The 19,177-nt window shown below is 62.9% G+C and carries 21 protein-coding genes; 13 read left to right on the top strand and 8 right to left on the bottom strand.

The genetic code is table 11. From position 1 onward, the window contains the following. Nucleotides 1-102: 102 nt before the first annotated feature. The 6 genes from upp to OKW20_RS07235 form a co-directional block, all read right to left on the bottom strand. Entirely contained in the window at nt 103-732 is a 630-nt protein-coding gene (upp, locus tag OKW20_RS07260) for a uracil phosphoribosyltransferase (RefSeq protein WP_034805105.1), read from the bottom strand. 116 nt (nt 733-848) lie between these two features. Continuing rightward, nucleotides 849-1,817, bottom strand: a complete 969-nt coding sequence (locus OKW20_RS07255; RefSeq protein WP_429171097.1) for an adenosine deaminase — start codon at nt 1,815-1,817, stop codon at nt 849-851. Further along, complete coding sequence (locus tag OKW20_RS07250; RefSeq protein WP_192448263.1) at nt 1,814-3,034, bottom strand: phosphopentomutase; 1,221 nt, start codon at nt 3,032-3,034, stop codon at nt 1,814-1,816. The genes OKW20_RS07255 and OKW20_RS07250 overlap by 4 nt, the downstream gene beginning before the upstream one ends. A gap of 141 nt (nt 3,035-3,175) precedes the next feature. Next, the gene (locus OKW20_RS07245) at nt 3,176-3,763 is read right to left on the bottom strand and encodes a TadE/TadG family type IV pilus assembly protein (RefSeq protein ID WP_429111808.1); all 588 of its coding nucleotides are present in this window, start codon (nt 3,761-3,763) and stop codon (nt 3,176-3,178) included. Between the two features lie 11 nt (nt 3,764-3,774). Further along, complete coding sequence (locus OKW20_RS07240) at nt 3,775-4,398, bottom strand: TadE/TadG family type IV pilus assembly protein (RefSeq protein WP_192448261.1); 624 nt, start codon at nt 4,396-4,398, stop codon at nt 3,775-3,777. A gap of 116 nt (nt 4,399-4,514) precedes the next feature. Beyond that, complete coding sequence (locus OKW20_RS07235) at nt 4,515-4,928, bottom strand: pilus assembly protein N-terminal domain-containing protein (RefSeq protein WP_043622787.1); 414 nt, start codon at nt 4,926-4,928, stop codon at nt 4,515-4,517. A gap of 257 nt (nt 4,929-5,185) precedes the next feature. Between OKW20_RS07235 and OKW20_RS07230 the strand changes: the two genes are divergently transcribed. The 10 genes from OKW20_RS07230 (at nt 5,186) to OKW20_RS07185 (ending at nt 14,259) form a co-directional block, all read left to right on the top strand. Next, on the top strand, nt 5,186-5,371 hold the full coding sequence (locus tag OKW20_RS07230; RefSeq protein ID WP_043622786.1) for a Flp family type IVb pilin: 186 nt from the start codon (nt 5,186-5,188) through the stop codon (nt 5,369-5,371). Between the two features lie 30 nt (nt 5,372-5,401). Next, nucleotides 5,402-5,587, top strand: a complete 186-nt coding sequence (locus OKW20_RS07225) for a Flp family type IVb pilin (RefSeq protein WP_043622784.1) — start codon at nt 5,402-5,404, stop codon at nt 5,585-5,587. 115 nt (nt 5,588-5,702) lie between these two features. Beyond that, complete coding sequence (locus OKW20_RS07220) at nt 5,703-6,215, top strand: A24 family peptidase (protein WP_429171095.1); 513 nt, start codon at nt 5,703-5,705, stop codon at nt 6,213-6,215. Nucleotides 6,216-6,336: 121 nt separating this feature from the next. Next, a complete protein-coding gene (gene cpaB / locus OKW20_RS07215; RefSeq protein WP_043622779.1) occupies nt 6,337-7,146 on the top strand; it encodes a Flp pilus assembly protein CpaB in 810 nt (269 codons plus the stop codon). After that, nucleotides 7,143-8,702 (top strand): type II and III secretion system protein family protein, encoded by a 1,560-nt coding sequence (locus OKW20_RS07210; protein WP_429171093.1) that lies wholly within the window; start codon nt 7,143-7,145, stop codon nt 8,700-8,702. The genes cpaB and OKW20_RS07210 overlap by 4 nt, the downstream gene beginning before the upstream one ends. A 56-nt stretch (nt 8,703-8,758) precedes the next feature. Next, on the top strand, nt 8,759-9,454 hold the full coding sequence (locus OKW20_RS07205; RefSeq protein WP_429171091.1) for a CpaD family pilus assembly protein: 696 nt from the start codon (nt 8,759-8,761) through the stop codon (nt 9,452-9,454). Between the two features lie 18 nt (nt 9,455-9,472). Continuing rightward, a complete protein-coding gene (locus OKW20_RS07200) occupies nt 9,473-10,759 on the top strand; it encodes an AAA family ATPase (protein WP_043622773.1) in 1,287 nt (428 codons plus the stop codon). Between the two features lie 17 nt (nt 10,760-10,776). Next, nucleotides 10,777-12,243 carry an ATPase, T2SS/T4P/T4SS family gene (locus tag OKW20_RS07195; RefSeq protein ID WP_429171089.1) on the top strand — a complete coding sequence of 489 codons (1,467 nt, stop codon included), beginning with the start codon at nt 10,777-10,779 and terminating at the stop codon, nt 12,241-12,243. An 8-nt stretch (nt 12,244-12,251) separates the two neighbouring features. Continuing rightward, nucleotides 12,252-13,262, top strand: a complete 1,011-nt coding sequence (locus OKW20_RS07190; RefSeq protein WP_429171087.1) for a type II secretion system F family protein — start codon at nt 12,252-12,254, stop codon at nt 13,260-13,262. 10 nt (nt 13,263-13,272) lie between these two features. Beyond that, nucleotides 13,273-14,259, top strand: a complete 987-nt coding sequence (locus tag OKW20_RS07185; RefSeq protein ID WP_043622766.1) for a type II secretion system F family protein — start codon at nt 13,273-13,275, stop codon at nt 14,257-14,259. A gap of 167 nt (nt 14,260-14,426) precedes the next feature. On the opposite strand, the gene OKW20_RS07180 is transcribed toward OKW20_RS07185, so the two are convergent. Beyond that, nucleotides 14,427-15,251, bottom strand: a complete 825-nt coding sequence (locus OKW20_RS07180) for a tetratricopeptide repeat protein (RefSeq protein WP_429171085.1) — start codon at nt 15,249-15,251, stop codon at nt 14,427-14,429. Between the two features lie 131 nt (nt 15,252-15,382). Between OKW20_RS07180 and OKW20_RS07175 the strand changes: the two genes are divergently transcribed. The 3 genes from OKW20_RS07175 to OKW20_RS07165 all read left to right on the top strand — a co-directional run bounded on the left by OKW20_RS07175 (nt 15,383) and on the right by OKW20_RS07165 (nt 18,073). Continuing rightward, nucleotides 15,383-16,774 carry a leucyl aminopeptidase family protein gene (locus OKW20_RS07175; protein WP_205237410.1) on the top strand — a complete coding sequence of 464 codons (1,392 nt, stop codon included), beginning with the start codon at nt 15,383-15,385 and terminating at the stop codon, nt 16,772-16,774. Nucleotides 16,775-16,861: 87 nt separating this feature from the next. Then, complete coding sequence (locus OKW20_RS07170) at nt 16,862-17,212, top strand: MarR family transcriptional regulator (protein WP_043622758.1); 351 nt, start codon at nt 16,862-16,864, stop codon at nt 17,210-17,212. A 6-nt stretch (nt 17,213-17,218) separates the two neighbouring features. Beyond that, nucleotides 17,219-18,073 (top strand): NlpC/P60 family protein, encoded by an 855-nt coding sequence (locus OKW20_RS07165; protein WP_429171082.1) that lies wholly within the window; start codon nt 17,219-17,221, stop codon nt 18,071-18,073. A gap of 142 nt (nt 18,074-18,215) precedes the next feature. Here OKW20_RS07165 and OKW20_RS07160 read toward each other — a convergent pair whose 3' ends face one another. Beyond that, the gene (locus OKW20_RS07160; RefSeq protein ID WP_429171080.1) at nt 18,216-19,175 is read right to left on the bottom strand and encodes a 2-hydroxyacid dehydrogenase; all 960 of its coding nucleotides are present in this window, start codon (nt 19,173-19,175) and stop codon (nt 18,216-18,218) included. Between the last annotated feature and the right edge of the window lie 2 nt (nt 19,176-19,177).

Below are 19,177 nucleotides of genomic sequence, written 5' to 3'. Positions count from 1 at the left end.
GCTCGTGCAAGTAGAGCGGATGACGCCTAAGAGGGCATAAAAAAACCGCCGGGATCCGGCGGTTTTTTAATCGACTTCAGATCCTGGTTAAGGATCAGCAAATCACTTGGTGCCGTACATGCGGTCGCCCGCGTCACCCAGACCGGGCATGATGTAGCCGAGTTCGTTCAGGTGGCTGTCGATCGAGGCCGTGAAGATCGGCACGTCCGGGTGCGCGCTCTGGAAGTTGCGGATGCCTTCGGGCGCGGCGAGCAGGCAGAGGAAGCGCATGTTCTTGGCGCCGCGTTCCTTCAGCTTGTCGATCGCGGCGATCGACGAGTTGCCGGTGGCAAGCATCGGATCGACGACGATGATCAGGCGCTCTGACAGGCTCTCGGGTGCCTTGAAGTAGTATTCCACCGCTTCGAGTGTTTCATGGTCGCGATAGACGCCGATATGGGAGACGCGGGCGGAAGGCACCAGCTCGAGCATGCCTTCGAGCAGCCCGTTGCCGGCGCGCAGGATCGAGGCGAAGACAAGCTTCTTGCCTTCGAGGACCGGCGAGTCGATTTCCTGCAGCGGCGTTTCGATGCGCTCCATCGTCAGTTCGAGATCGCGCGTCACCTCGTAGCAGAGCAGCGTCGAAATTTCCCGAAGAAGCCGGCGGAAACCCGCAGTCGAGGTCTCCTTCTTGCGCATGATGGTCAGCTTGTGCTGCACAAGCGGATGATCGATCACTGTAACGCCGTTCATGGCTCACCTTTCCGGATTTTTGTATCCGTCCTTTTTCCATGGAATGCGCCGTCGCCGCAAGGGTATTGGCCGGCGGGAGACCGTCATCCCCAGCCGGCAAATCGCGACCTGTGCCCCTAGATCCGCGCCAGCAGCAGCTTACGCGTCGGCTCGTCGACGAAGGCGGCTTCGATCGCGGTCCTGGTCATGCCGTTGATCTCATCGTCGCTGAAGCCCATCACCGTGGAGGCGATGTCGTATTCCTGGGCGAGCGACGTATGGAAGAACGGCGGATCATCGGAGTTGAGCGTCACGCGCACGCCGGCCTCGTGCAGCGCCCGCAGCGGATGCGACGCGAAATCCGGGAAGACCTGAAGCGAGATGTTGGAGCCGGGGCAAACCTCGAGCACCACGCCGGCCTCCGCCAGGCGCCGCACCAGATCCGCGTCTTCGATCGCGCGCACGCCGTGGCTGATGCGCGACGGGCGCACGTGGTCGAGCGCGTCGCGCACGCTGAAGGCGCCGGACAGCTCTCCCGCATGGATCGTCAGACCGAGGCCGGCATCACGCACGATGTCGAAGGCACGGGCGAAGTCGGCGACCTTGTGCATGCGTTCCTCGCCGGCGAGGTTGAAGCCGGTGACGAGCTTGTGCTCGCGCTTGGCGGCGAACTCGGCCGTCTTGATTACCGATTCCGGGCCGAGATGTCGGATGCCGGTGATCAGCATGCGCGATTCGATGCCGGTCTTCTGCCGGGCCGCTTCCATGCCGGCCGCAAGGCCTTCGAGATAGGCGTGGGCACCCAGGCCGATCGTGTTGCCGTGGTCGGGCGAAACGATGATCTCGCTATAGATCGTGCCCGCTTCGGCGAGTTCCGTCAGGTAGGCTTCCGCGAGCAGCGCGTAGTCTTCATCGGTCTTGAACAGCGAGGCGATGGCGTCGTAGCACGTCACGAAGCTGGTGAAGTCTTCCCAGACATAGGCCTTGTCGCGGATGATCGCGCTGGTGTCGACGCCGTATTTCTCGGCCTGGGCCAGAGCCAGTTCGGGCGGCGTCGCGCCCTCGATGTGGCAATGCAGTTCCGCCTTCTTCAGATGTGCGGTCAAATGAGGCTTCTCCCATGGTGGCCCGGCGCGATGCCGAGATGCTTGGCGACGGTTTCGCCGATATGCGTGAAGGTGTTGGCAATGCCGAGTGAGCGACTGCGCAATGACGGCCCGAACATCAGCACCGGCACGCGCTCGCGCGTATGGTCGGTGCCGCGCCAGGTCGGATCGCAGCCATGGTCGGCCGTCAGGATGACGATGTCGCCCGGCTGCAGGCGCCGGTCGAGATCGGGCAGGCGTGCGTCGAAGGCCTCGAGCGCCGCCGCATAGCCGGCAACGTCGCGGCGATGGCCGTAGAGCATGTCGAAATCGACGAAATTGGTGAAGACCAGGCTGCCGTCCTCGGCCTCGTCGATGGCTGCGAGGCTGGCATCGAAGAGCGCCATGTTGCCGTCGGCCTTGGTCAGCTTCGTCACCCCCTGGTGGGCGAAGATGTCGCCGATCTTGCCGATGGCGTGGACCGTGCGCTCGGCCTCCACCAGCCGATCGAGGATCGTCGGCTCGGGCGGCAGCACCGAGAAGTCGCGGCGGTTGCCGGTGCGCACAAAAGTCTGCGGGCTCGTGCCGACGAAGGGGCGGGCGATGACGCGGCCGATATTGTAGTCGTCGAGCAGGCGGCGAACGATCAGGCAAAGCTCGAGCAGCCGGTCGAGGCCGAAGCTTTGCTCGTGCGCTGCGATCTGGAAGACCGAGTCCGACGAGGTGTAGCAGATCGGCTTGCCGCTGCGCATATGCTCCTCGCCGTGGCGGGCGATGATGTCGGTGCCGGAGGCGTGGCAGTTGCCGAGAATGCCGGGAATGTTGGCCTCGCGGCAGATCGCTTCGACGAGCTCTGGCGGAAAGGCGTCGCCTTCGGCGGAGAAATAGCCCCAGTCGAACATGACCGGTGTTCCGGCGATTTCCCAATGACCGGAGGGCGTGTCCTTGCCGCGCGATACCTCGCTTGCCGCGCCATAGGCGCCATAGACGCGATTGGGCACAGGCATGCCCTGGGGAACGGTGCCGGTCGCAAGCTTTGCCGCGTGGATCAGACCAAGCGCAGACATGTTTGGCAGGCTGAGCGGCCCCTCGCGCAAACCGGGCCGGTCGGCAGCGCCGATAGCGCAGAACTCGGCGATATGGCCAAGCGTATTGGCACCGAGATCGCCGAAGGCTTCGGCGTCAGGCGCCCCGCCTATGCCAAAGGAATCGAGAACGAATAGAAAGGCTCGCGCCATGATGCACCTGACAGCGGGCGCGCAGCGATTGCGGCCCGAAACCTACGGAAAAGCGCAGGCGCGCCCTCTAGGGCACCCGCGCAATCTCGAAGGGATAGCGCCGCTTGTTGTTCAATGCAATTGCGTCGGACACCCGTCCGATCAGCAATCCGAGCATTTTATCGGCTGGGAGAGGCGTGCGTGGAAGTAGGCCGTCTTGGAGAGATCGATGGTCTTTGCCGTCGCCTGAAGGCTTGGCGCATAGAGCAGGAGTTCATGCGGCACGGTCAGTTCCGTGCGAATGACGAAGGAGTTGGTCGCCGTGAACTGGGCGGGCAGCGAAACCTTCGTATTGACGGCATAGGGCGTGGCGCCTGCCTGATCGCGCGACCACAGGATCGTGCCCTCATTGGTGTTCGTGACCGCGATGCCGCTGATCTTCAGCGTGTAGTTGGTGTTCCCGTAGGGCGCCAGGATGCTCTTTGCGATGTTCGACACATTGGTGAGGAAGGCCTTGTTGACCTCCGTCTGCTGCGCGACGACGTCGGCCGTAGCACTTGCGGCGCGTGCGGTCTTGCCGGCAACGGTAAAGCCGACCGAGAGTTCGAAGGCGCCGAGATAAGCCACCACCAAAAGCGGGGCGACCATCGCGAATTCGACCGCACCGACGCCGCTCTTGTCGCGCCGCAGCGCGCCAAGGGTTTTGGTGATCGGCTTGAGGCACAGGATCTCTAATGCGGAATACGACATCGCAGGGCGCCTCACTCGCTCTCGTTTCGGAAGGTGGCGGTCGCCACCATGAGATAGTCCTTCGGCATGCTTGAGCCGGCGGGTCGCAGGTTGGTGATGAACGGCCTGACGAGATCCGTGAAGACGCTCCAGCGATAATAGGCGCGAAGCACGTTGAACGAGCCGGGACCGCCAGGGGCAAACTTGAAGCCGGTCGTGTCGATGTCGGTGGAATCGGTCTTGCGCGGGATCAGCACGGGAAACTTGCTGAGATCGGCGACCGCTCTGACGTCCAGATAGAATTGCGAGGGTTGGCCGGCTTCGGTCGCCGAGCACTTCATCAGCACCGAGATCTCTTCACAGAACGCCTGGCGGAACTGCGCCTCGCTCATGTCGGTCTGTTTTCCCTGCTGGAAGGTGATCTGACCGGTGCGGACCTTGCGCGCCATCGTCTCCGTCGCATTCGCAAGCAGCTGGTCGCCGTAGAAGGCGGCGAAGGTTTCGAGCGACGCGAAGATCACCACGAAGAAGGGGAGCGCGAGAATGGCGAACTCGATGCTCGTCGTGCCTTTGCGGTTGCGAAGGAAGCGGCTGAAGATGCCTTTTCGCCTTTTTTCGGCCCCGCTCGGCCGCCCTGTGCCCTGCTCGATGTTCATTGCGCCGTCCCATCATGTTACGCCAGACGGGCGGCAGATTATGGAGCAACCATTGATATTTCGTTCTCAGGGGTGATGTGTATTTTAACGAATCACCGGCCTGGAACCCATAAAAATCAATTGGTGCTACCTGCGGTTTTACGTTCGGCGTGACGCTCGCAATTTGGTGTGCAGGAGAGCACGGTGCGGGACGTCTGTTTGTAGACGCGCACGGTGTTGCCTTCGTCGATCGACACCAGGATGCGCTCGTCGACGATGGCGTTTCCGTCCTGATCCAGGATGACCAGGTTGGTGGTTCCGAAGTTGCGGCCGGTGATCACGATCGTACGGGCGTCGGCAACCGTTGCATCCGCAACCTCGGCATTGCCGATAATGACCTTGCTGACCGGGCGATCGAGCTTCAGTACGCGCGCGTGATCCATATACACGCGCATCATGTCGCTCTCGGCCGCGGCGGCAACCGATGGAGCAAGGGCAGCGATCGCGAATGCGAATATGGCGGCTCGGCCGGTCGCGAATGGCGTGGTCATGGCGGGTCCCTAGGTGGTGTTCACGCCATACTCCCTTGTCTTGGTGAATGAACCGTTAAGTCGAGCCCGTCGAGGCTTTGCGGAGGCCTCGTCGTTTTCTGTTCGTTTACCCAAAAATCAGGGACGCTTCGTTAACCTTCAGGTAACCGCCTTCTTTAAGTCGATGGCAATGCGCCAGGACTAGTTTGGGGTTCATCCGATCAACGGCAACAGTTGGCGGAAGTGCTGAACAACAAACGTGAAGTAGGAGAATCATCATGAAGAAGATTTTTGCCCGTCTGATGAAGGACGAGTCCGGCGCGACCGCCATCGAATACGGCCTGATCGCAGCCCTCATCTCGGTTGCCCTGATCGCTGGTGCCAGCACCCTCGGCAACTCGCTGAACAGCACGTTCAACGGCCTCGGTGGCAAGCTGACCAGCACCACGTCGGGCAAGCTCTAATCGGCTAAACGCAAGCGAGGGGAAATTCGCATGACGAAGATTTTCCGCCGCCTGCTACGGGATGAAGCCGGCGCGACTGCCATTGAGTATGGCCTGATCGCGGCTCTCATTTCCGTCGCCCTGATTGCTGGTGCGACCACGCTCGGGAACTCCCTCGATTCCACGTTCAATGGGATCGGTGGCAAGATCACGACGACCACGGCCGGCAAGCTCTGACGAAACAGGTTTCGCAAGAACCTGCAATAGAGCCGCCCCCAAAAGGCGGCTCTATTGTTATCTGGAAGCCAGCAGGCATCGCAGATTGTTTGCTCTCATTTCGGAGGCAGGAAACATGATTGAAGCCGCCATTTTCGTGGTTTTTCCCTTTTGTCTGGGATTCGCGGCGTTTTCTGACCTGCTGACGATGACGATCCCGAACCGTGTTTCGGTGATCCTGCTTGGCGGCTTCTTCCTGGTGGCGCCGATGTCTGGCTTGGGGCTTACGGAAATCGGCCTGCATCTTCTCGCAGCCGCCGCAGTCTTTGCCGCATGTTTTGCCCTGTTTGCGACGAACGTGATGGGGGGCGGAGACGCGAAGCTGCTCACGGCCAGTGCCATCTGGTTCGGCCTGACGCCGTCTTTGACGGCCTTCCTGCTCTATGTCTCGATCTTCGGTGGGCTGCTGACGCTCGCGGTGCTTTTGTTGCGCCGGCAGGAGCATACGATCCTTGCGAGCGGCATTCCTTTCCCGCAACTGCTGCTCACCGCCAAGAAAGTTCCCTACGGGATCGCGATCGCGCTTGGGGGCTTTGCCGCCTATCCCTCGTCGCCGCTGATGGAGACGGCCTTCGCGCGGCTGTCCTGAAAGGTCATGCGCTCGGCTGGTCAACTTTCGTTAACTGCGCTCATAAGTAATCCGTTAACCATAATTACACCAATTCCTGATCAATCTGACCCTGGCATTTTTTCGGGGCTCGGAAACAATCATGAAACCGGTTCGCATCATCATACTGGCAGTGGCCGTTCTCTCGGCTGCGATGGCCGGTCTTTTGGCGATGAGGCTGACAGGCGCGCCTGCGCCGCAGATGGCTGAACCGGTCGTCGAGCGTGCCCCCACCGTCAACGTGCTTGTCGCCAGCAAGAGCCTGCCCGTCGGATCGCGACTGGGCGGTGACAGCATCCAATGGATGGCCTGGCCGAAGGACGGCGTGGTCGATGGCATCATCACCGAAGAAAACCAGCCGACTGCGATCGACGATCTGACCGGCGCGGTCGTGCGCCTGCCGATCTTCAACGGCGAACCCGTTCGTCACGAAAAGGTGGCCGATTCGTCCAGCCGCATCATGTCGTCGCTGCTCCCAGCGGGTAAGCGCGCCGTCGCGACCGAAATCACGGTCGCCACCGGTGCCGGCGGCTTCATCCTGCCGAACGACCGCGTCGACGTGATCATGGTGCGCAAAGGTGACGGCGAACTCTATCTGACCGAAACCGTGCTCAGCAATGTGCGTGTGCTCGCGATCGACCAGCAGGTCGAGGAAAAGGATGACGGCACCAAGGCGGTGGTCGGAACCACGGCCACGCTGGAACTTACGCCTGACCAGTCGAAGGTGATGACGGTCGCACAGCAGATGGCGGAACGCATTTCGCTGGCGCTTCGAAGCGTCGCCGACGCACAGGAGCCTGACACGGATGCAGCAGACTATCTGCTGAGCGGCGACGGCCAACCGAACATTCAGGTCATCAAGTCCGGCTCCATCGTCAAGGGCGATGGCACGGTCGGCCAGACGCAGCAATGACAGACACGGGCAGGAACCAGGTGAGCACGGGGCATAAGGTGAAGCGGAGCGGAAACAAATTTCGGGCGTCTGTCGCAGCCGGCCTATCATTCTGCCTGGCGGTGACCGGCATGTATCTGCCGGCGCCGACGGAAGCCTTTGCCGGCGCGTCCTCGGTCGTCCGCATCGTCGAAAGCGGCCCGGGCGTGAAGAAGAAGGTTAGCCTTGGTTTGAACAAGGCCGTGGTCGTCGACTTGCCAGCGGACGCGCATGATATCCTCGTCGCCGACCCGTCGCTCGCCGACGCCGTGACCCGCACCTCGCGGCGCATCTACCTGTTCGGCAAGTCCGTCGGCCAGACCAACATCTTCGTCTTCGGTCCCAACGGTGAGGAGATCGTCTCCCTTGACATCGAGGTCGAGCGCGATGTCTCCAACCTTCAGTCCAACCTGCGCCGCTTCATTCCGGACGCCGATATCAATGTCGAGATCGTCTCGGACAACATCGTGCTGACCGGTACCGTGCGCACGCCGCTCGATTCCACCCGTGCTGTCGACCTTGCAAAGGCCTTCCTCCAGGGCGGTGAAGCGACCACGCGCAACATCACGGCCCAGGGCAACAACGGCGACGCCGATATCTTCGCCGAAGACCGGCAGGTGTCGCAGATCGTCAACCTTCTAACGATCGACGGCGACGACCAGGTCAATCTCAAGGTCACCGTGGCCGAGGTCAGCCGCCAGGTGCTGAAACAGCTTGGCTTCAACGGCCGTGTTGGCGACGGCGAAAGCGGTATCGCCTTCCGCAACCCGACAAACCTCGGCGATGCGGTCGGCATCGGCGTGAACGCGATCATCAACAAGACAGTCGGCGGTACGACGATTTCCAGCTACATCAACGCGATGGAGCAGGCCGGTGTCATGCGGACGCTGGCTGAACCAAGCCTGACGGCGATTTCAGGACAGGAAGCGAAGTTCTACGTCGGCGGCGAATTCCGTCTGCCGGGAACGCAGGAAGTTACTGAAGATAAGGTCATCCGCGAAGTCAACGATGTCGAATATGGCATCCGCCTGAACTTCAAGCCGGTCGTGCTCGGGCCTGGCCGCATCAGCCTGAAGATCGAGACGAACGTTTCCGAGCCCACCTACGAGGGATCTGTCGTTACCGGCAACGGCAAGAACACGATCCCGGGCAACACCTTCCTTGGTATTCGCAAGCGCGAAGCTTCGACCAGCGTCGAGCTCCCGTCCGGGGGCTCGATCGTGATCGCGGGCCTGGTTCAGGACAACATTCGCCAGGCGATGTCCGGCCTGCCGGGCGCAGCGAAGATCCCGGTTCTCGGCACGCTGTTCCGCAGCAAGGACTTTGTGCGCAACGAGACCGAACTGGTCATCATCGCCACGCCCTATCTGGTCCGCCCGGTTGCCAGAAGCGCGATCTCCCGGCCTGACGACAACTTCAATCCGGTCAACGACCTCGACAGCTACTTCCTCGGTCGCGTGAACCGCATTTACGGCCGTCCGGAGGCAGTCGCTCCGGCAGGCCGTTACCACGGCAACGTTGGCTTCATCTACAAATAGGCTGGGTCATGACGCTTCGAACCGATTCTCACGCGAATTCCGAAAGGCCGAACGCCATGTCCTCAGGTCCGTCAGGAACATTCATCCGTCGCACGAGCCGGGCGGCCGTCCTGGTGCTGGCCGGTGCCCTGCTTGCCGGTTGCGGCACGCGGGACAATCTGGCGACCGGCTCCATACCCGACGACTACCGCACCCGGCATCCGATCGTGCTTGCCGAAGGGCAGCGGGTCATCGACATCCCGATTGCCTCGGGCGATCGCCGTCTTACCCAGGGCACGCGCGATGTCATCGCCGGCTTTGCAGCCGACTATCGCAATTCCGCAAGCGGGGTCGTGCAGATCATGATGCCGCGGGGGGCTGCCAACAGCCACGCAGCCCAGGCGATGCGCCGGGAGATCCGCGGCGTGCTGGCGAGCGCCGGTGTGCCGCCCAAAAGGTTGCTGGAGACGAGCTATGACGCCGGACCCTACGGCGATGCCGCGCCCATCCGTCTGAGCTATGTGGCGATCACGGCGCAGACGGGACCTTGCGGCACCTGGCCGGAGGACCTGAACCTCAACACCATGGAAAACAAGAACTACTACAACTTCGGTTGCGCCACGCAATCAAACCTGGCGGCTCAGATCGCCAATCCGACGGACCTCCTCGGGCCGCGTCAAACGTCGCCGATCGACGCGGTGCAGCGCGGCCAGGTGATCTCGGACTGGCGTGGAACCGAGAAGAAGGACGGCACGGTCATCACCTTCAACTGATATCGGCTGGATGAAAAGATGAGTACCATCGATTACAGGATCGAAACTGGCGCCGAGGGGGACGACCCGTCCTTCGATGCGCGCACGAGCGATCTGGAGCAGGTTCGGCCGTTGCCGCGGATTTCGATCCACGCGTTTTGCGAAAGCAACGCGATGTTGCGGCTGATGGAGCGCTGCGGGCAGGATCGACGCATGGCGAAGGTGAGCCTGCGCATCAACAGCGGCAGCATCGATGCCGCCGCGAACATGTTTGCGACCGTACCGACGCCCAACCTGATCATTCTCGAGACGGCGACGGAGCCGCGGTCGCTGCTGACGGAACTGGCGCCGCTGGCTGAGGTCTGCGACCCCAGCACCAAGGTGATCCTCGTTGGCAAGCACAACGATATCGGGCTCTACCGCGAACTCATCCGCAACGGCATTTCCGAATACATGGTCGCGCCCGTATCGATGCCGGATATTCTCACGGCCGTGTCGGCGATCTTCGTCGACCCGGATGCCGAACCCTTGGGGCGAAGCATCGCCTTTATCGGTGCGAAGGGCGGCTGCGGATCGTCCGTGATCGCGCACAATTGCGCCTGGGGCATCTCCAGCCTGTTCTCGACCGAGACGATTCTCGCCGATCTCGACTTGCCCTACGGCACGGCCAACATCGATTTCGACCAGGATCCGCCACAGGGCATTGCCGAAGCGGTTTTTGCGCCGGAGCGCCTGGACGAGGTGTTCCTAGATCGCCTGCTGACCAAGTGCTCCGAGCACCTGTCGCTGCTTGCCGCACCGTCGATGCTCGACCGCGCCTATGATTTCGAGACCGGAGCTTTCCACCCGATCCTCGAGATCCTGCAGCGCAGCGCTCCGGTTTCCGTTCTCGACATCCCGCATCTGTGGACGGACTGGACGCGCTCCGTGCTCGGCGAAGCCGACGAGGTGGTGATCACGGCGATCCCCGACCTTGCCAGCCTGCGCAACACCAAGAACCTGCTCGATGCCATGAAGAGGCTACGCCCGAACGACAAGCCGCCCCATCTGGTGCTGAACCAGGTCGGCATGCCGAAGCGGCCGGAGATTGCCGCCAACGAGTTCTGCGATTCGCTGGAAATCGAAGCGGCAGCCATCATTCCCTTCGACGCGGCCCTGTTCGGCAACGCTTCGAACAGCGGGCGGATGATTGCCGAAATCGACAAGAAAGCGCCGGCCGCTGAAACCTTCTCGCAGCTCGCACATCTTCTGACCGGCCGCGTGACAATGAAGAAGGCCCGGCGCGGCGGCCTTGGCAAGATGCTCGCAGCGCTCGGCAGGAAATAGGACGTAGGATTACCCAGATGTTTGGCAAGCGCGGAAACGAAGGCTTCGGTAAAGGCGGCGGCACCCCGGTTTCCGCCCCGCCGCCGATCGTGGCTGCGGTGCAAGCGCCGGTGGTCGAGCGCGCCGTTCCGGTTCTCGCCGATACGCCCTCCGCTGGCGCCAGATCGCCGACACCATCCCCGCCGGCAAGGCGGCGGCAGGCGCGCACGGAAGACTACTACGACACCAAATCGCAGGTCTTTTCCGCGCTGATCGACACGATCGACCTGTCGCAGCTCGCCAAGCTCGATACTGAGAGCGCGCGCGAGGAAATCCGCGATATCGTCAACGACATCATCACGATCAAGAATTTCGCGATGTCGATCTCCGAGCAGGAGGAACTGCTCGACGATATCTGCAACGACGTTCTGGGCTACGGTCCGCTCGAGCCGCTGCTTGCCCGCGACGACATCGCCGACATCATGGTCAACGGTGCCGGCCAGACCTTCATCGAAGTTTCCGGCAAGGTGCAGGAATCGGAAATCCGGTTTCGCGACAACGCACAGCTTCTCTCGATCTGCCAGCGCATCGTCGGCCAGGTCGGCCGTCGCGTCGATGAATCGAGCCCGATCTGCGACGCGCGCCTGCCGGATGGGTCCCGCGTCAACGTCATCGCCCCGCCGCTCGCCATCGACGGCACGGCGCTGACCATCCGCAAGTTCAAGAAGGACAAGCTGACGCTCGAACAGTTGGTCCGCTTCGGTTCGATCACGCAAGAGGGCTCTGTTCTCCTGCAGATCATCGGCCGCGTCCGCTGCAACATCGTCATTTCGGGCGGCACGGGTTCGGGCAAGACAACGCTGCTCAATTGCCTGACGCGCTACATCGACACGGATGAGCGGGTGATCACCTGCGAAGACACGGCCGAACTGCAATTGCAGCAGCCGCATGTCGTACGCCTAGAAACCCGCCCGCCGAACATCGAAGGCGAAGGCGAGATCACCATGCGCGATCTCATCAAGAACTGCCTGCGCATGCGGCCGGAACGCATCATCGTCGGCGAAGTGCGTGGCCCGGAAGTCTTCGACCTGCTGCAGGCGATGAACACCGGCCACGACGGTTCGATGGGGACGATCCACGCGAACACGCCGCGCGAATGCCTGAGCCGCATGGAATCGATGATCGCCTTGGGCGGCTATACGCTGCCGGCAAAGACCGTGCGCGAGATCATCGCCGGATCGGTGGACGTCATCATCCAGGCGTCCCGCCTTCGCGACGGGTCCCGCCGCATCACCCACATCACCGAGGTGGTGGGCATGGAAGGCGACGTGATCATCACCCAGGACCTGATGCGCTACGAGATCGACGGTGAAGATGCCGGCGGACGGATTATCGGCCGCCACATGTCGACCGGCATCGGCCGACCGCATTTCTGGGATCGTGCCCGTTACTTCAACGAGGACAAGCGCCTGGCTGCGACCCTCGACGCGATGGACAAGGGCTAGGAGCTGCGATGTTCGGGATAGACATCACCGTTCTGGCACTCGCGGCCCTCGTCGCCATATCGGCGGCGGCGCTTGCCTACGGCCTGCTGTTCTCGCGCATCGAAAGCGAAAAGAAGGCGGAAGGCCGCGTGCGCAAGATCAGCGCAGCGGAAACCGACCGCGCCAAGATGAAGGCCGCGCGCGAGCGCGTGAGTGAACTGTCCAAACGGCGAAAATCCGTCCAGGATTCGCTGAAGGAGCTGGAAAAGAAACAGCAGGAGCGCTCGGCCAAGACTGCCCCGTCGATGAAGGTGCGTCTGACACAGGCGGACCTGTCGATCTCTATCGGGCGCTTCTATCTGTTCAGCGCACTGTTCGGCTTCTTTGCTTTTCTTGTCGTGTTGATGGCGGGGGCCGGGCTTGCCATTGCCGCCGGCTTTGGCCTGGTCGCCGGTCTCGGCCTGCCGCGCTGGTTCATCGGCTACCTGATCAAGCGGCGCTGCAAGAAGTTTCTCGAGGAGTTCCCGAACGCGCTCGAGGTCATGGTCCGCTCGATCAAGTCGGGCCTTCCCTTGAACGACGCGTTGCGTCTCATCGCCGCCGACGGTCAGGAACCGGTCAAGACCGAGTTTCGCCGCGTGGTCGAATCCCAGCAGGTGGGCCTGAGCGTGACCGAGGCCTGCGCCCGCATGGTCAACAGCATTCCTCTGCCGGAAGTGAATTTCTTCGCCATCGTGATCGCCATCCAGGCGCAGGCGGGCGGCAACCTCTCGGAAGCCCTCGGCAACCTGTCCAAGGTCCTGCGCGAGCGCAAGAAAATGCGGGCAAAGGTCAGCGCCATGTCGATGGAAGCCAAGGCCTCGGCCTGCATCATCGGCGCCCTGCCGTTCATCGTCGCGCTCTTGGTCTACCTGACATCGCCCGCCTACATGATGGTGCTTTTCACCGACCCGCGCGGTCATCTGATCATCGGTGCCGGCCTGTTCTGGATGAGCATCGGCATCTGGGTCATGCGCAACATGATCAACTTCGACATCTGAGGGGGCGTCGATGAGCACGAACCTGATCAAGACCCTGACCGATCCGAACGTCGTCATCGCCGTCCTGGTTTCGCTCGCCGTGCTCGCGACCTTCTATTCGCTGATCGTGCCGCTGTTTGATCGCGGTGACCTCGGCAAGCGGATGAAGTCCGTTGCCACCGAGCGCGAGCAGATCCGCGCGCGCGAACGTGCGCGGCTTGCCGCCGAGGTACAGAACGGCAGGGCAAGCCTGCGCGGGCAGAACAACGCCTCCATCCGTCAGATCGTCGAACGCCTCAATCTGCGCTCCGCGCTTGTCGACGACAACACCGTCAACCGGCTGAAAATGGCCGGCTTCCGCTCGCAGAACGCGCTCAACACCTTTCTGTTCGCGCGCTTCTGCCTGCCCTTCCTGTTCCTGCTCGTCGCGCTCGTCTACATCTTCGTCCTCGGCAACTTTGTCGACAAACCGTTCATGGTGCGGCTGTTCTTCGCGATCGGCTTTGCCTATCTGGGCTTCTACGCGCCGAACATCGTCGTGACCAACGCGATCTCCAAGCGCCAGGCGTCGATACGCCGGGCCTGGCCGGACGCGCTGGACCTCCTGCTGATCTGCGTCGAATCGGGCGTGTCGATGGAACTGGGCATGCGCCGCGTCGCCGACGAAGTGGCGTCGCAGTCGCAGCAGCTTGCGGAAGAGCTGGTGCTGACGACGGCGGAACTGTCGTTCCTGCCCGAGCGCCGGGTCGCGCTTGAAAATCTCGGTCAGCGCACCGGCCTCGATGAGGTCAAATCCGTGGTTCAGGCGCTGATCCAGGCCGACCGCTACGGCACGCCGATCGCCCAGGCCCTGCGCGTGCTTGCACAGGAAAGCCGCGACCAGCGCATGACCGCAGCCGAGAAGAAGGCCGCCGCCCTGCCGCCAAAGCTGACCGTACCGATGATCCTGTTCTTTCTGCCGGTGCTGGTCGCGGTCATTCTTGGACCGGCGGGCATCCAGGTCGCCGACAAGTTCTAGGCAGCGGCGCACCGCCGGCGGCGCTCAATCATCGTCAGAGGATTGCCTGTGCGCAGCCGTAGACAGGCATGCCGTGCAAATGTGCGCGGTGCGCCTCGCGGACTATTTAGGCAGTAGATCGGGAGCCTGGAGGCGCCAAGGACGTCTCCGAAGAATGCGGTTCGCCTTTAGTTGGCGACCTTCTTGTCGTCGGCCTTGGCGAGCTCTTTCCATGCGCCCTGCTGCGACAGCATCGAGCGCAGATAGGCGACGTTCGCTTCCGCCTGCTCGCTGGAAAGCTCCTGGCGGGCGATCGTCTCGGCTTCCTGGAAGCGGCCCTGAAGGCCGACGGCGAGCGCGAGGTTCTGGCGCACGCTGCTATCGGCGCCGGGCTGGCTTGCCGCAGACTTGAGATAGGTTTCCGCGGTGCGAAGGTCCTTGGTCAGAAGGTAGGACATGCCGAGATTGGAGAGCACCGACGGCTCGTTCGGCTTGAGCTCGAGGGCCTCGCGGTAGCGCAGCCGCGCTTCCTGGGCGCGGCCCAGCTGGTCGAGGATCGCGCCCTCGGCCGATTTCAGCTTCCAGTCCGGACGGTCGGGCGTCTGCGCCCGGCCGATCGTCGCAAGCGCCTGCTCGAGCTGGCCGGCGGCGGCCTGGGCCTTGCCGTAGGCGCCGAGCACTTCGCGGTCGGACGGATGGTTGATCGCGACCTGCTGCATCACCGCAAGCGCCTGTTCGTTGCGGCCGGTCATGCGCAGGAGATTGGCGTAGTTGAGGCCCGCTTCGCGGTCTTTGGGGTTCTTCTCGTAGGCCTGGCCGATGCTTTCGGCAGCGGCCGAAAGCTCGGTCGCGGTCATCGACTGCACCGGTTTCGACGTTCTGGAGATCGACCCCGTCGTCAGTTCCTTCTTCGGCTGATTGGCGCAGCCGGCAAGCGCAAGCGCCACCAGCGCGATTGCCGCGCCCTGGAAGAAACGGGCGTGTTTCCAGGATGAGGTCGTATATTTGGCCATGTGTGTCCCCAGCATGCATTCGCGCACCTGAACTTCAGACAACACCGGCGCAACTTTCACTCCAGCAATAATCTGTTAACCCTAACAGAGCGTTAATGGCGCGATTCCATCTCTGTCAGCCGAGGACTTTCATGGCCCCCTATCAGTTCATCGAGCGGCCGTCGCCGTTCAACACCAGCGCCGGCAAGACCCTGCCGATCTTCGCCGTCACGCCGGCGCATATCGAGACGGGGACGATCGACCCGATCGCTTTGGACTGGGCGCGCAAGGCAGGCTTCACGGCCGATTCTGGCGCGGTGCTGTTGATCCCGTCCGCCGACGGCCATCTTGGTGGCGCGCTCTTCGGCCTCGGCAGCAATCCGTCGGAAGCGCCGTTCCTGGCCGGCAAGCTGGCGCGGGCGCTTCCGGCCGGCAAGTGGCATATCGAAACGGCGCCGCTGACGGCCAACCGGCTCGCGCTCGGCTACGGCCTCGGCTCCTATCGCTTCGAGCGCTACAAGTCCGCCAAGGGCGAACCGCCGACGCTGCTCATTCCGGCCGATGCGGACGCAACCGATATCAAGCGCCAGCTCGCCGGCGTGTTCCTCGCCCGTGACCTTATCAACACGCCGACCAACGACATGGGACCGGAAGCGCTCGAAGCGGCGTTCCGCGCGCTGGCCGCCCATTACAAGGCCGATGTTTCGGTCATTACGGGCGAGGCGCTGCTGACGCAGAACTTCCCGCTGGTCCACACCGTCGGCCGCGCCAGCGCCGAGGCTCCGCGCCTGCTGGAGCTGCGCTGGGGCAAGAAGGGCCACAAGAAGGTAACGCTCGTCGGCAAGGGCGTCTGCTTCGACACCGGCGGTCTCGACATCAAGCCGTCGGCCTCCATGCTCCTGATGAAGAAGGACATGGGCGGTGCCGCCAACGTGCTTGGCCTGGCGCTGATGATCATGGATGCCAAGCTCAAGGTGGATCTGCGCGTCATCGTGCCGGTGGTCGAAAACTCGATCTCGGCCAACGCCTTCCGGCCGGGCGACATCTACCGTAGCCGCAAGGGCCTGACGGTTCAGATCGACAACACCGATGCCGAGGGCCGGCTGATCCTCGCCGACGCACTCGCTTATGCAGACGAAGAAAAGACCGATCTGCTCGTCGACATGGCGACGCTGACCGGTGCCGCCCGCGTCGCGCTCGGTCCGGACCTGCCGCCCTTCTTCACCGACGATGCCGATCTTGCCCATGATCTCACGGAAGCAAGCCTCGAGGTCGACGATCCGATGTGGCGGATGCCGCTCTATAACGGCTACGACAAGGATGTCTCGGCCCGTATCGCCGACCTGACCAACGCGCCGGCGGGCGGCATGGCCGGATCGATCACCGCGGCACTCTTCCTCCGGCGCTTCGTCACCAACGCCAAGAGCTGGGTGCATTTCGATATCTTCGGATGGGCTCCGTCCGAGCGTCCGCATTCGACGGTTGGCGGGGAGGCGCAGGCGATCCGCGCGCTCTATCAGCACGTCCAGAAGATGGCGAAGTAACCGCAGCCAGGCGGAACCGGCAAAGAAACGCTTGCGTAACGATCCGCCGCTATCGTGGCGGATCAGTATCTTGCGTAGGAGCCGCCATTGCCGATCGAGCTAACGCCCTCCCAGGCCCTCGGGCTTTGGCATTCGGTGTCGCTCGCCCAGGTTCGCGTCGACAGCCGCGACCTGACCTTGCGGCAGCTGGCGATCCTGCTGCAGATCTACCTCGTGCCGCCGCCGCACACCGTGCGCGGACTGGCGGCGACGCTCGGTGTCACCAAGCCGGTCATCACCCGCGCGCTCGACACCATGGGCGCGCTTGGCCTTGTCGATCGCGTCCGCGACGATCGTGATCGCCGCAACGTCGTCATCAAAAGGACAGTTGAGGGTGCTCTCTATCTTGAAAAACTCGGTGACCTGATCATTGATCAGGGCCGCAAGCAGCTGAAGTGAGTAGATATGTCGACACTGCCCGACCGCCGTCTGAATGCCTATCGACCAGACCTTGCCGAAAGCCGCCTTCGCGGCGTCGTGGAGGCTGAGCGCTATGTCGAGGGCAGCGTTGCGCGCGTCTCGGTTCCGGTTGCGCCGCTGCGTGCCAAGCCCGATCTCGCCTGCGGCACCGATACCGAACTCTTGCTCGGCGAATCGGTCCGGGTGCTCGACACCAGCAACAGCTGGTGCTGGGTGAAGGCCGATCTCGACGGCTATGTCGGCTATCTCCCGGAATATTGCCTGGCGCCGGTGCTCAAGAGCCCGACCCATATCGTGTCGGCGCCGCGCACCTTCGTCTATACCGGCCATGATCTGCGCTTCCCGACCGTTTATCCGCTGTCGATGGGCAGCCGGCTGACGGTTATCGATGAGCGCGAGACCCGGGGAACGCGCTATTTCCTGCTCGACGGCGGCCAGGCGGTCATCGCCAATCACTGCATCGAGGTCGGCAATGTCGTGCCGGGAGACTATGTCTCGGTTGCTGCCCGCTTCGTCGAAACGCCCTATCTCTGGGGCGGGCGTTCCGGCTTCGGCATCGATTGCTCCGGCCTCGTGCAATTGTCGATGATGATGGTCGGGAGGCAGGCGCCGCGCGATTCCGACATGCAGGCGACGGGCCTGGGAACACCGATTGCGCGCGAAGAACTAAAGCGCGGCGACCTCGTCTTCTGGAAAGGGCACGTCGCGCTGATGGAGGACGACGAAACCCTGATCCATGCCAACGGCCACACGATGACGGTTGCGCGCGAAGGATTGGAAGCCTCGATCGAACGGATCGGCTGGCTCTATGAGCAGCCGACGGGCTATCGCCGCCCTTGATCGGCTGTGAGCGGGACCGTAGAAGCGAGCCTCCTCGATCATTGCCGATGAAGGCAAGACACCCATTCGCCTTGCGGAATCAGACGCTGCGTCTCTGGCAGCAGCTTCGGCGCAGCAAGCGCTGCGCCTTGCTCTCGCTGAATCAGTAGCCGGCTACTTTGTCAACGACATGTTCGAGCGTCTGCCCGCCTTCGAAGCGGGCGATCTGCTGCTCCACATGGCGGAAGAGCGCCTTGACGTCGGAGGATGCCGCGACGTGCGGCGTGACGTAGACGTTGGGCAGGGTCCAGAAGCGGCTGTCCTGGGCGAGCGGCTCATGCTCGAACACGTCGAGAGAGGCACCGGCGAGCACGCCGCTATCGAGCGCCTTCAGGATGTCTGCTTCGACCTGGCTGCCGCCCCGGCCGGCATTGATGAAGACAGGTGCGCCAAACGGCCCATTGCGGCTAAGCTTTGCAAACAGGCGCAGGTTGAATATGCCGCGGGTGTCCGGCGTCAGCGGCAGCAGTCCGACGAGGAAGTCGCTGCGTGCCAGGAAGCTGTCGAGTTCGTTGCCGCCGAAGGTCTCGATGCCGGCGACGTCGCGCTTGCTGCGCGACCAGCCGATGACCTTGAACCCCATGGTCGATAGCTTGCGGGCGGCGTCCTGGCCAAGCACGCCCATGCCCATGACGCCGACGGTGATGTCGGCCGCTTCCGGCTGAGTCAGGTCGCGCCATTCGCGTTTCGCCGCCTGTGTCTCATAGGCGCGGTGCTGGCGCAGGTGCAGGAGGCACTGCATGACCACCCACTCGCTCATGCGCGTCGTCAGCGTCTGGTCGACGAAGCGCACCAGCGGCACCTCGGGAAGACCGGGCAGCGTCAGCACGTGATCGACGCCGGCGCCACCGGAGAACACCACCTTGAGATCGGGCGCCCGCTCGAAAAGATCCGGCGCCGATTTCCAGACGACCGCATAGTCGATGCCCGAGAGATCGCGGTTGTGGTGAACCGCATCGGCGCGGTTGATCACCTCGCGATCCGGGAAGGCCCCGCGAAGCGCCGCCTCGACCTCCTCCGGAATGAACTTCAGATCGACGATGACGGGGCTTTTTGCGGACATTC

The organism is Ensifer sp. LBL, assembly GCF_050435225.1.
Lineage (GTDB): Bacteria > Pseudomonadota > Alphaproteobacteria > Rhizobiales > Rhizobiaceae > Ensifer.
Note: the sequence above shows the minus strand (reverse complement) of the source record. Positions and strands in the feature narration are given on the sequence as shown.